Origin of the sequence: Stenotrophomonas sp. AB1(2024) (assembly GCF_037482345.1) — a bacterium.
Taxonomy (GTDB): Bacteria; Pseudomonadota; Gammaproteobacteria; order Xanthomonadales; family Xanthomonadaceae; genus Stenotrophomonas.
The window spans coordinates 2,116,718-2,129,146 of sequence record NZ_JBBHKO020000001.1 but is presented as its reverse complement, the minus strand read 5'-3'; the positions used below and the strand labels follow the sequence as shown (position 1 = coordinate 2,129,146).

Sequence of the window (12,429 nt, the reverse complement as noted above, 5' to 3'; positions counted from 1 at the left end):
ATCCTTGTGTCGTTTCAGTAGCGCCATGCCAGGCTGAAGCCCAGCGTGGTGTATGCAGTGGGGAAGTAACGGGGCTTGTGCAGGGGCGAGCCCACGAAACCCTCCCAGGAGAAGTGCTGCCAGCCACCGCGCAGGCCCAGCGCCATGCCGGTGAGGTTGTCGCCGGCCAGCCATTGGGTGGAAGGGCCGGCCACGCGACCGACGTCCAGGCCCACATAGGCTTCCTGTCCACCGCCAAGCGCGAGTGACAGGTCATTGCGCAGGGTCCAGCCACGCTCAGCGCTGAGCGAACTTTCGCCATCGAACCCGCGCACGCTGTAGCGGCCGCCGATCGCGAAGCGATCCTGCGGCGACAGCGGCGAACGGTTCCATTGCGCACGCCATGCGGCGGTGTAGCGCAGGCGCTGCTTGCCCAGCTGGAGCGGCACGTTCAACTGGGCATCGGCGGTGACCACGCGCATGCGCGAGGTGCCCTCCAGTGCAATCTCCGGGTCGAACTGATGGGCCAGCTCTTCGGGCGAACGCAGCGCGTCGAAGGCGCCGGTGCCGCGCCGGTAGGCAAGGCTGGCGTCCAGCGTGGCAGCACCCATGAACAGCTTCTGGTTGATGCCCACTTCCCAGCCCGAGGTACGGCGGCGCTGGACGTCGATCTCGGTATCGTCGATGGCGTTGCGCGATGCCTTCCACCAGCCACGCCCATGGGCGCCCAGCTTGAAGCGGGCATTGCGCAGCAACAGCCGGTCGATGCGCAGTTCGGCATTGCGGCTTTCGCCGCTGTATTCGTAGGTCTCGAACGCGCCGGCGACGTTCTGGCTGTAGTCGAAGGCGCTGGCGGTGGCGCCGAACAGCCAATAGTCGTACGGCACGTCGTAGTGCGCGGTCCAGCTGCCGGTGGACTTGCCGGCGCCGTTGAACACGCCGCGGCCCACGCTGAGGTAGAACAGCTCGTTCAGCCCGAGCGGGTTGTCCAGCGACACCGTGCCGTTGGCCTGCAGCTTGCCGGTGGAGCGGCTGCCCGAATCGTCCAGGCTCAGGCTGGCACGCACTGGCAGGCGTTGCTCCCAGGCGATCATCAGGTCGCTCTGGCCGGGTTCGGCGCCGTCGCCTTCGGCCGGCGCGATGCGGATGTCGGCGGTCACCGTGGGCACGCGCTGGAAGTTCTCCAGCCCCTGTTCGATGTCGCGCAGGTTCAGTACCCGCCCACGCTGCGCGGGCAAGACATTGCCCAGGGTGGCACGGGCCGTGGCCGGATCGACAAAGGCTGCAGTACGGAACGTGCCCGGCAGCACCGACAGCCGGAGCGTGCCGCCGGTCAGGTCCTGCGGCGCTGAAAGCACGCGGGTGGTCACATAGCCGCGGGCGATGATGGCGTTCTGCACGCGCTTCATCACCAGGTTGATGCCGTCGGTTCCAAGGCAGCGGCCGATCGCCGGGTCCTGTTTCGGATTGGCCGCGCGCAGGGCCCACTGGAAGTCGGCCGCGCCCTCGCCTTCCAGCACGATCTGGTCGATTCGAAAGCAGGGTGTCTCCTGGGGCAGGCGCTCGATGCCATCGTCGGCCACCCGCTCCAGGCGCACGTCAGGGCGGGTTTCCTGCTGTTCGCGCAGCGCGCGTTCGCGGTCCTGCTGGCGCAGCAGCTCCTGGGCTGCAGCGTCGGCCAACTGCTGCGCCCCTGCGGGCGCGCTCACGGCGGCCGCCAGCAGCAGCCATTTCTGGCGTCCAAGCCTCATCTGGGTCGTCCTTCAACTGTTCTTTATCTGCGCAGGTTCTTTCCCGACATGGGTAACCGGCAGTGGCCGCGAGAGTGCGGCGGCGCGGAAGTGTACTCCGCTGCACTCGGCAAATATGTAGGACATTTCTCATATGCATGCAGCTCACGACAACCTGCGAATCACGCTGACGCAAAAATGGGGAAACCTCTTATATGTAATGCCTCGACAGATCCGTAAGCTGCCCACGCGGAGCACCGCGCATGATTTCCGCAACGTTCAGCGCAAGGACTCCGTCGCAACCGGCCGACCATCGCGCTGCAGATGGTGGGTTGCTTTCCCCGAATGCATCCCGCTTTGCCTGCGGCAATGGCGTGGGCGCTTTGAATACCCAGCAACAATCAGGAAGGACGTGTATCAATGATGATGAAGAAAACGCTCATGGTGGGCATCCAGCTGGCACTGTCCGTTGGACTGGCCAGCACCGCGCATGCCGTGAACAACCAGAGTGGCGTGAATGTTACCTCCGGCGGTTTCAGCTATGACGGTGGTGTCAACCTGACCAACAGCCAGCTGAACTTCCGCGTTCCGTCGAGCGATTCGTATGGCGTGTTGAATGTGACCAACGGTGATTTCGCCAGTACGGGAAGCACCATCACGATGAATACCTTCCTGGATGCCGGCGGCGCCACTGTCGCCAACCAGGGCAGCAACCGCCTGCTGATCAACGGCAATGCCAGCGGCATGACGATGCTGGTGGTCAACAACAACGGCGGCCCGGGCGCGTCGACCGATCTCAACGGCAGCACGTTCAACGACGCCAACGAAGGCATTTCGCTGGCGCAGGTATCGGGCAGCTCCGCGGCCGACGTGTTTGCCCTGCAGGGCGGTTACGTGGCCGTGGGTCCGTACCAGTACCGGCTGTACGCGTACGCACCGGGCGCTTCCGACGCAGGCCAGCGCCTGGTGGATGCCGATGCAGACGGCCATTGGGACTATCGCCTGCAGAACGCACAGGTCGCAACGGGCGGTGCTGCACCGGTGAACCCGGTCGCTCCGGTCAATCCTGTCGCGCCGATCGCGCCGGTTGCTCCGGCGCCGGACGTACGTGCCGGCCTGGTGCCCCAGGCGCCGTCGTACCTGAGCCACAACAACGCGCTGCTGTCGCAGGGCCAGCAGGTGATCGCGTCGCTGCATCAGCGCGTGGGTGAAACCGGTGGTGCGCATGCGCGCCGCGACAGCAATGCCGAAGTCCACGTCCGTGCCTTTGGCAGCGAGACGCGCTACGCCAGCAACCTGACGGCAGCCCAGTACGGCTACGACTACCAGCAGGATGTGCAGGGGCTGCAGATCGGCAGCGACTGGCTGACGGATCTGGGCTCGGATGCAGGCAGCAACCTGCGCCTGGGCGTGGTGTACAGCCAGAGCACCGCGCACACCGAACCGGGTTCGGTCTATGGCGTGAAGCCGACGGTGGAGGTCAACGGCCGGCAGGTACCGGTCGAGATCAGCCGCGAGAAGACCCGCGCCGAAAATGCGGCGATCACCACCACCTGGCAGCACGCCAGCGGCTTCTACCTGGACGGCGTCGCCGGTGCCGGCAAGTACGAAAGTGACGTGACCACCCCGTTCCGGGCCGGCAGGGTTGCACGTCTACGCTCCAATGACGTGTTCGCTTCGCTGGAAGCGGGCTTCGGCTGGAAGGTTTCCCCGGGCGTGACCATCGAGCCGCAGGCGCAGGTCAGCTGGCAGAAGCTGGACACCGACCGCACCACCGATGTGGACGGTGTGGTGGTGGACCTGGGTACGCCGGAGCAGTTCGTCTGGCGCGTGGGTGCGCGGGCGCTGTTCAGCCCGGCAGTGGGTCCGGACGGCTCGGCACTGACCCAATACGTCAAGCTGGCCTACCAGGGCAGCGAAGGCCCGCAGCAGCGTGCGCTGCTGTCCGGCGAGCGCTTCGAAACCGGCGAGTATGGCCACACCGCCGAGGCCGGCTACGGGCTGTCGCTGAGCTTCGTCAATGGCGTGTCGTTCTTCGGCGATGCCGTGTGGCAGCGGGACATCGGCGGTGCCAGCCGCGAGGGCTGGCGCGCCAACGCAGGCCTGCGCTGGGCGTTCTGATCTGCTCCGTCGGATCTGCTTCAGCGTCATGCAACAGCGGTAGGTAAAAGGCCGGCGGCCTTGGGGCCGCCGGCAAACCGCAACGTACAACCTACTTGCGGTTATTGTGCGCCGACCCATGGTCGGCGCTTTTTTTCAGACCTCGTACGCGGACTCGCCGTGCGAGGTGACATCCAGGCCGGTGCGCTCGGCTTCCTCTGTAACGCGCAGGCCGAACACCAGGCGCACCACCAGCAGGATCGCCACGGTAACCACGCCGCACCAGACGATGGTGAAGCCGACGCTGACCAGCTGCACCCACACCTGGTGGCCGATATCGAGGTCGGCCTTGGTGCCGCCCAGCGACTGCGCGCTGAACACGCCGGTGAGCAATGCGCCGACGATGCCGCCCACGCCGTGCACGCCGAACACATCGGCGGTGTCATCGACCTTGAGCAGGCGTTTGAGACCGGTGACGCCCCACACGCAGACCACGCCGGTGACCAGGCCGATCACGATCGCACCCAGCGGGCCGACGGTGCCGCAGGCCGGGGTGATGCCGACCAGGCCGGCAACCGCGCCGGAGGCCGCGCCCAGGGCGGACGGCTTGCCCTTGCTGACCGCTTCCACCAGCGTCCAGCCCAGCACCGCAGCGGCGGTGGCCAGGATGGTGTTGATGAAAGCCAGCGAGGCCACGGTGTCGGCAGCAGCGGCCGAGCCGGCGTTGAAGCCGAACCAGCCCACCCACAGCAGCATCGCGCCGATGTAGGTGAACGGCACGTTGTGCGGCTTGAGTGCGGTCTGGCCATAGCCGATGCGCTTGCCGACGAAGTACGCGGCCACCAGGCCGGCCACGCCCGCGTTGATGTGCACCACGGTGCCACCGGCGAAGTCGATCGCGCCCATGGCGCCGAGGTAACCGCCACCCCACACGATGTGGGCCATCGGGATGTAGCTCAGGGTGAACCACAGCGCCGAGAACAGCAGCACCGCCTTGAATTTGATGCGTTCGGCGAACGCACCGACGATCAGCGCGGTGGTGATGCCGGCGAAGGTGGACTGGAAGGCGACGAACAGATAATCCGGCAGGCCCTTGATCGGAGTGTTGCCGACCGAATCCGGGGTGAAGCCTTTGAGGAAGGCAAACTGGGTGAACGAGCCGAAGAACTGGTTGCCCTCGCTGAACACCGCGCTGTAGCCGTAGGCCACCCACAGCATCAGCACCAGCGAGAACACCACCAGGATCTGGCTGAGCACCGAAAGCACGTTCTTGGAGCGGACCAGGCCGCCGTAGAACAGTGCAAGTCCCGGTACCACCATCAACAACACCAGCAGGGTGGAGGTCAGCATCCACGCCACGTCGCCACGGTCATAGGCCGGTGCCGCTTCCGCTTCGGCAACCGGTGCGGCAGGCGCGACGGTGTCGGCCGTGGGCAGCGGTTCAACCGCCACGGTTTCGGTCGGTGCCGGGGAAACCTGGGCCTGGGCATGCGCGGTGCCGGAGAAGGCACCCACGGCCAACGCACTGAACAGCATCAACAGGCACACGGCGTGGAACCGGGCTTGCCACCCGGTGAACAAGGAAGTCTTCATTGTGGGCTCCGAGTGGGGTTAGAGCGCGTCTGCGCCGAATTCGCCGGTGCGGATGCGGATGACCTGTTCAACGGCGGTGACGAAGATCTTGCCGTCGCCGATCTTGCCGGTGCCGGCCGCGTTCTGGATCGCTTCAACCACCGCGTCCAGGCGTTCGTCGGTGACCACGGTTTCGATCTTGATCTTGGGCAGGAAATCCACGACGTATTCCGCGCCGCGATACAACTCGGTATGGCCCTTCTGGCGACCGAAGCCTTTGACTTCAGTCACGGTGATGCCCGACACGCCCGCATCGGAGAGGGCCTCGCGGACCTCGTCGAGCTTGAACGGCCGGATGATGGCGGAGATCAGTTTCATGCGCATGTCCCGATGGTGGATGGAACCGGCCCGATGACGCAGGCCGATGTCAGGTCAACCAGCGGCCACTTGCACATGGCCACCGGTCGTTGCGCCGAACGTTGCATGGACCACGCCGGTGACGCGGGAGGGAGGAAGGCCCATGCTGCGCGTCCGGTCTCTCTTGCCCCTGGTGTTGCGTGAAGCGGGTGCGTCGTGGCTCCCCAGCCGAAACGCATGGGTGAAGCGGTGGCGATGCAGAAGGTGGGAGGGAAGTCCTTCGGCATCGCCACCTGTTGCTCAGTTGGCGTAGTACATCTGGTATTCGAGCGGGTGCGTGGCGGCGCGGAAGCGGGTCACTTCCTGCATCTTCAGCGCGATGTAGCCATCGATGAAGTCGTCGGTCATCACGCCGCCGGCCTTGAGGAACTCGCGGTCCTTGTCCAGCGCTTCCAGGGCCTGGTCCAGGCTGGAGCACACCTGCGGAATCAGCTTCTCTTCTTCCGGCGGCAGGTCGTACAGGTCCTTGTCGCTGGGTGCGCCCGGGTCGATCTGGTTCTTGATGCCGTCCAGGCCAGCCATCATCAGCACGGTGAAGGTCAGGTAGCCGGACTGGATCGGATCGGGGAAGCGCATTTCAATGCGGCGCGCCTTCGGGTTGGACACCCACGGAATGCGGCACGAGGCCGAACGGTTGCGGGCCGAGTAAGCCAGCATGACCGGGGCTTCGAAGCCCGGCACCAGGCGCTTGTAGCTGTTGGTGCCCGAGTTGGCGAAGGCGTTGATGGCCTTGGCGTGCTTGAAGATGCCGCCGATGTACCACAGCGCCAGCTGGCTCAGGCCGCCGTAGCTGTCGCCGGAGAACAGGTTGGTGCCGCCCTTGGACAGCGACTGGTGCACGTGCATGCCGCTGCCGTTGTCGCCAACGATGGGCTTGGGCATGAAGGTAGCGGTCTTGCCGTTGCGGTGGGCCACGTTCTTGATGACGTGCTTCATGCGCAGCAGTTCGTCGGCCTTCTGCACCAGGGTGCTGAACTTGGTGCCGATTTCGCACTGGCCGGCGGTAGCCACTTCATGGTGCTGCACTTCGACTTCGATGCCGACCTGTTCCAGGGTCTTGCACATTTCAGCGCGCAGGTCGTGCAGCGAATCGGTCGGCGGGACGGGGAAATAGCCGCCCTTGACGCCCGGACGGTAGCCGCTGTTGGCGCCGTCGTACTTGTCGCCGGTGCTCCAGGCCGCTTCTTCGGACGAGATCTTGAAGAACGTATGGCCCATGTCGTTGGCGAACTGGACCGAGTCGAAGATGAAGAACTCCGGCTCCGGACCGAAGAAGGCCTGTTCGGCGATGCCGGAGGACTTCAGGTAGGCCTCGGCGCGCTTGGCGATGCCGCGCGGGCAACGGCCGTACGGCTGCATGGTGGCCGGGTCGAGGATGTCGCAGCTGATCACCAGGGTCGGGTCGGCGTAGAACGGGTCGACATAGGCGCTGGCCGGGTCCGGCAGCAGGACCATGTCCGATTCATTGATGCCCTTCCAGCCGGCGATGGAGCTGCCGTCGAACATCTTGCCTTCTTCGAACAGCGACGGTTCGACGATGCTGACCGGGAAGGTGACGTGCTGCTCCACACCGCGCATGTCGACAAAACGCAGGTCGATGAACTCGATCTGGTTGTCCTTGATCAGCTTCTCAACGTTTTCCACGGACATCGGTGAAACCTCAGATGGGTGATTGCCTGTGTGGGTACAGCAATCCCCGTGCCAACTTTTTGCGGCGCACAAGTGGTTGATTTTGCATGGCGTGCACCCGGATGGACGCTGAACGGAGTGCACCATTGCGGTGCAATGGACGCACCGTGCACACATTTGGTGCGGCGTGTGATGTTTTATGATTTCACCTGGCAGCCGGGCAGGGCCCGGCTCTACCCTTTTTTTTCGAGCAACTGCCCGCCGATGTCCGATCTGTTCTCCGCCCTGCTGTTGGGCATCCTTGAAGGCCTTACCGAATTCCTGCCGATTTCCAGCACCGGCCACCTGCTGATCGCACAGCACTGGCTGGGCGCACGCTCGGACTTCTTCAACATCGTGATCCAGGCCGGCGCGATCCTGGCCATCACCCTGGTGTTCCGCCAGCGGCTGTGGACGCTGGCCACCGGCCTGCACGACCGCGCCAACCGCGATTACGTGTTGAAGCTGGGCACGGCATTCCTGGTCACGGCGGTAGTGGGCCTGCCGGTGCGGCTGGCCGGCTGGGAGCTGCCGGAGACGGTGACCCCGGTGGCGTGGGCGCTGATCATCGGCGGCATCTGGATGATCCTGGTGGAAGCGCGCACCGCGCGCCTGCCCGACCGCGACGAGGTGACCTGGAAGGTGGCGGTGCTGGTCGGCCTGGCGCAGGTGGTGGCGGGCGTGTTCCCGGGCACGTCGCGGTCGGCGGCGGCGATCTTCATCGCCATGCTGTTCGGCCTGAGCCGGCGCGCGGCCGCGACTGAATTCGTGTTCCTGGTCGGCATTCCCACCATGTTCGCCGCCAGTGGCTACGCGTTCCTGGAACTGGCAAAGGAAGGCAGGCTGGCCAGCGAGAACTGGACCGACGTGGGCGTGGCCTTCGTTGCCGCCGTCATCACCGGCTTCGTCGTAGTGAAGTGGCTGCTGGGCTACATCAAGGCACACCGCTTCACCGCCTTTGCGTTCTACCGGATCGCACTCGGCGCGGGCCTGCTGCTGTGGTTGCCTGCCGGCAACTGAACGGCGCCGCGCCGCCGCAACCCCACCCGGGGTGCTCCAACGTTCTTCCCGGGGTTCCCAAGGAGATGTCCATGAAACGTACCCGCAACCTGATGCTGATCCTGCCGCTGGCCGTGCTGGCCGCGTGCAGCAATCCCTCCAGCCAGGCCCCCGCCGGCCCCGGCCGCGATGAGCTGGCCCCGGCCCCGACCGCCGCGGCCGACCTGGAGGCCGCCGCGCAGCTGGACGTGCAGCGCCTGCAGGGCAACCACTGGGTGCTCGACAGCGCCACCGACAGCGCCGGCAAGCGCATCGATGCGCTGTTCGCGCGCGCCGACAGGCCGGTCACGCTGGACTTCATCGACGGCCGCCTGGCGGTCAGCAATACCTGCAACCGGATGGGCGGCAGCTACACGCTGGCCGACGGCACGCTGACCGTTTCGCCGATGGCCTCGACCATGATGGCCTGCACCGACAAGGCGCTGATGGCGCTGGACCAGGCAGTGGGCTCGCGGCTGGAAGGCGCGCTGAAGACCGGGCTGGGCAACGCAGGCCAGCTGACCCTGCGCACCGCCAGCGGTGACGTGCTGGCGTTCAGCCCGCAGCCGACCGCCGAAACCCGCTTCGGCGGCCCGGGCGAGACGGTGTTCATCGAGGTGGCCGCACAGACCAGGCCGTGCCCGCATCCAATGATCCGCGACATGCAGTGCCTGCAGACGCGCGAGATCCACTTCGACGAAAAGGGGCTCAAGCAGGGCACGCCGGGAGCGTTCGAGAACTTCTACGACGTGATCGAGGGATATACCCACGAAGCCGGCACGCGCAATGTGTTGCGGGTGAAGCGTTTCAATGTGGCCAATCCGCCTGCGGATGCTTCGTCGAAGGCGTATGTGCTGGATATGGTCGTGGAGTCTGCGGTCGAGAAGTGACCGGCATTGCGTGGGCCGGCCAACGGCCGGCGCTACCGATGATCGCGCGCCGCGCGATCATCGTTTGCCTGCATTCCGGCGATTGCCCTGCATTCCGGCGATTGCCCTGCATTCCGGCGATTGCCCTGCATTCCGGCGATTGCCCTGCATTCCGGCGATTGCCCTGCATTCCGGCGATTGCCCTGCATTCCGGCGATTGCCCTGCATTCCGGCGATTACCCTGCATTCCGGCGATTACCCGGTAGCGCCGGCCGTTGGCCGGCCCTCCGGATGCCTGATCAGGCCAGCGAGGAATTCAATGTGTAGGTGCCATGCAACGCCGCCTCGGCCAATACGTGGCCGTGCATGGCCTTGTGCACGTCAGCGGCGGTGAACGGGGTGGGCAGCTCGAGCGTGGCCACGTCCAGGGCAAACAGCCGGAAGAAATAGCGGTGTACGCGCTCGTCGTTGAACGGCGGGTACGGGCCGTCGTAACCGAGGTACTGCCCGGCCATGTCCGGATTGCCGGCAAACCAGCCGGTGAAATCGTTCAGGCCCTGGCGTGCGCCGGCCGGACCGGCCGGCTGCGGCTTGCCCTTGGCGGTGAAGCCATCGCTGCAACTGCCTTCGGCGATGTCGCGCAGGTCCGCCGGAATGTCGGCCATCGCCCAGTGGGTGAAGTCCGCGCGCGGCTGCTCGGAGGGCACGACGCAGTCACTGCGACCGACCGTTTCCGGCACGGTCGGCACATCCGGGTCGATGCACAGCAGGGCGAACGAGCGGGTGCCGTCGGGCACGTCGCTCCACGCCAGCGGCGGATTGCGGTTGGCGGCAAAACCGTTGGCGTCGCCGGCGGCGAAGCGGCGGTCGATCGGCGCGCCGTTGTTCAGGCCGGTGCTGGTCAGTTTCATTGCAACGTTCTCCTTACGCTTCCGGATAGCCAAGCCGCACCGCGACCGGGGTGAGCTGGGCGAACGCGGCGGCCATGATGCTGTTGTATTGGCGCCAGTAGCCGGCCGGGAACCGTGCCGGACCCAGGGTCTGCGCGGGCGGGAAACTCACCCCGAACAGGCGGCCAAGGTGCTCGGCCATCGCCACCGGGTCGTTACCGATCTCGTCCAGGCGCACCAGCGCGTGCGGGTACAGGTCCTGCTCGTGCAACGTGGCGATCTGGGTCAGCGCGCGCGCCAGCCATTCGGCCGCTTCATTGACCGAGGTCACCGCAAACGGGGCCGGCGCACCATGTGCCAGCCATTCCAGCAGCATGTCGCGCGGGTCGCGCAGGGCCAGCAGCAGGCGGCCTTCAGGCAGCTGCGGGCGCAGCGCCCACAGCAGCGCGTTGTCCCACCACAACAGCCAGTCGATCACGTTGGCGTCGGCCAGGCCACGCGCCGGCAGCTGCCCGCGCCATTGTGCGATCAGTGCCTCCGGGGTCAGCTTGCCGGTGGAAAGGTCCTGCAGCGCGTAGTAGCTCTGGAAGGCGTCATCGGGCGGGTTGGCGCCGAAGCGGTCGCCGCGCAGCACCTGGCTGGCGGCGGCAATGGCCGCGATCACGCGCTCGACGCCCGAGCCGGGTGCGCCCCACACGAACATGGGGCGGGCGCTGGTGCCTGCGGCGACCTCGCCCAGGTCCGGCCAGCTCAGCGGCGCCTTGGCCTGCGGCGGCAGCGGCAGGCGATTGGGCGCCTCGCTGGCATGCAGGCTGGTCCAGGTGGCGAGCGCGGCTTCGGGTTGTGCGGCACGGTCCTGCACCGAGCCCAACCACGCGCGCAGCCCTGGCTGTGCTTCGGGTGGGGCCTGCAGGACAAGCTGTTCGACATGCGCTACGGCGGCAGCGGGGTCGCGTGCCAGCAGCGCATCGACCAGCCGTGTTTCGCCGCTGGCCCGGCCCGGCTCAAGGGCGATGATGCGGCGGGCGATGGCCTCGGCCGCGTCGGGCTCGTCGGCCATGTCGTGCACGCGCATGCGCGTCTCCAGCGCGGCCATGTGGTCGGGCATCGCTTCGATCCAGCGATCGGCTACGGCCGCGGCATCGGCGCCGCCGACCGGGTCGATCGACAACCGGGCCAGCCACAGGTTGTGTTCCTGCGGGTGGGTGGCCAGGGCGTCGTCCAGGGTCTGGCGGGCCTGCGCTTCGCGGCCCAGGCGCTGCCAGGCCATCAGCAGCAGCTGCAGGGTCTGGCGATCGGCCGGCCACTGTTCCAGCACCGGCAGCAGGTGCTCCAGTGCCTGCAGCGGCTCACCGGACTGCAGGGCCAGTTCGCCGGCCAGACGGCGCATGGCCGGGGTATCGGTTTCCGGCTGGGACAGCACCTGGTTCAACGTGGCCGCTGCGCTTTCGGTGTTGCCCTGGCGCAGCGCGAGCTGGATCAGCAGGCCCTGCAGCGAGGTGATGCCGGGATTGAGCTCGAGCACGCGGCGGAAGGCCTGCTCGGCAAAAGCCAGCATGTCCTTGCCCAGGTAGGCAAAGCCCAGCGTGTACAGGATGCGCGGGTCGTTGGGCAGCGCCTGGCTGGCGGCCGACAGCATCGCCAGCGCGCGGTCGGCATCGTTTCGGCGCAGCGCGATCATGCCCTGCAGCGCAACCACTTCGGGGTTGTCTTCCTCGACCCGGACGGCGGTGCGGGTGATCCGCTCGGCCTCGTCCACGTCGTTGCGCGACAACGCCAGGTGGGCCTGCATCAGGTAGGCCGACAATTCATTCGGGTTGAGCTCGGCGGTGCGGTCCAGCGCCGTGTTGGCTGCCTCGAACTGGCGCAGCGCCAGCAACAGGCCGGCGTGCTGCAGGTGCAGGTCGGCGTTGTCCGGGGCCAGCGCCAGGCCACGCTGCAGGCTTTCCAGGGCATCGTCGTGTTGGCCCTGCTGCTGCAGGGCCAGGGCCAGCCAGCGGTGCGCCTGCGGCTGCTCCGGCTCGGCCTGGATCCATTCGCGCGCCAGCTGCGCGGCTTCTTCCACTGCATTGCGGCGCAGGGCTTGGATGATCTTGTCTTGCATGACGGTCCGGCTTGGGGTCAAACCCCGATTGTAGAACACCGGCAGCAGTGCGCTGCGCTGCC

9 protein-coding genes are annotated in these 12,429 nt (G+C 66.6%); 3 read left to right on the top strand and 6 right to left on the bottom strand.

Going from position 1 to position 12,429, the window contains the following annotated elements; genetic code table 11:
• Positions 1 to 14: 14 nt before the first annotated feature.
• Positions 15 to 1,730: a ShlB/FhaC/HecB family hemolysin secretion/activation protein gene (locus WIX41_RS09765; protein WP_339447034.1), complete on the bottom strand. Its 1,716-nt coding sequence runs from the start codon at positions 1,728 to 1,730 to the stop codon at positions 15 to 17.
• A gap of 405 nt (positions 1,731 to 2,135) precedes the next feature.
• Here WIX41_RS09765 and WIX41_RS09760 point away from each other — a divergent pair, with 405 nt between their 5' ends.
• The gene (locus WIX41_RS09760) at positions 2,136 to 3,830 is read left to right on the top strand and encodes an autotransporter outer membrane beta-barrel domain-containing protein (protein ID WP_339447032.1); all 1,695 of its coding nucleotides are present in this window, start codon (positions 2,136 to 2,138) and stop codon (positions 3,828 to 3,830) included.
• A gap of 135 nt (positions 3,831 to 3,965) precedes the next feature.
• On the opposite strand, the gene WIX41_RS09755 is transcribed toward WIX41_RS09760, so the two are convergent.
• The 3 genes from WIX41_RS09755 to glnA all read right to left on the bottom strand — a co-directional run bounded on the left by WIX41_RS09755 (position 3,966) and on the right by glnA (position 7,448).
• Positions 3,966 to 5,402 carry an ammonium transporter gene (locus WIX41_RS09755; protein WP_339447030.1) on the bottom strand — a complete coding sequence of 479 codons (1,437 nt, stop codon included), beginning with the start codon at positions 5,400 to 5,402 and terminating at the stop codon, positions 3,966 to 3,968.
• An 18-nt stretch (positions 5,403 to 5,420) separates the two neighbouring features.
• Positions 5,421 to 5,759 (bottom strand): P-II family nitrogen regulator, encoded by a 339-nt coding sequence (locus WIX41_RS09750; protein ID WP_282247837.1) that lies wholly within the window; start codon positions 5,757 to 5,759, stop codon positions 5,421 to 5,423.
• Positions 5,760 to 6,038: 279 nt separating this feature from the next.
• Positions 6,039 to 7,448 (bottom strand): type I glutamate--ammonia ligase, encoded by a 1,410-nt coding sequence (glnA, locus tag WIX41_RS09745; protein ID WP_339447026.1) that lies wholly within the window; start codon positions 7,446 to 7,448, stop codon positions 6,039 to 6,041.
• Positions 7,449 to 7,691: 243 nt separating this feature from the next.
• On the opposite strand from glnA, the gene WIX41_RS09740 reads away from it, so the two are divergent.
• Both WIX41_RS09740 and WIX41_RS09735 read left to right on the top strand, forming a co-directional pair.
• Entirely contained in the window at positions 7,692 to 8,486 is a 795-nt protein-coding gene (locus tag WIX41_RS09740; RefSeq protein ID WP_339447024.1) for an undecaprenyl-diphosphate phosphatase, read from the top strand.
• 65 nt (positions 8,487 to 8,551) lie between these two features.
• Positions 8,552 to 9,394, top strand: coding sequence for a DUF4377 domain-containing protein (locus WIX41_RS09735; protein ID WP_409187357.1), 843 nt, complete (start codon positions 8,552 to 8,554; stop codon positions 9,392 to 9,394).
• Positions 9,395 to 9,672: 278 nt separating this feature from the next.
• Here the strand turns inward: WIX41_RS09735 and WIX41_RS09730 are convergent, their stop codons facing one another.
• Together WIX41_RS09730 and WIX41_RS09725 are read right to left on the bottom strand one after the other, a co-directional pair.
• The gene (locus WIX41_RS09730) at positions 9,673 to 10,284 is read right to left on the bottom strand and encodes a YbhB/YbcL family Raf kinase inhibitor-like protein (RefSeq protein WP_339447020.1); all 612 of its coding nucleotides are present in this window, start codon (positions 10,282 to 10,284) and stop codon (positions 9,673 to 9,675) included.
• Between the two features lie 13 nt (positions 10,285 to 10,297).
• Complete coding sequence (locus WIX41_RS09725) at positions 10,298 to 12,367, bottom strand: tetratricopeptide repeat protein (RefSeq protein ID WP_339447018.1); 2,070 nt, start codon at positions 12,365 to 12,367, stop codon at positions 10,298 to 10,300.
• Positions 12,368 to 12,429 lie beyond the last annotated feature (62 nt).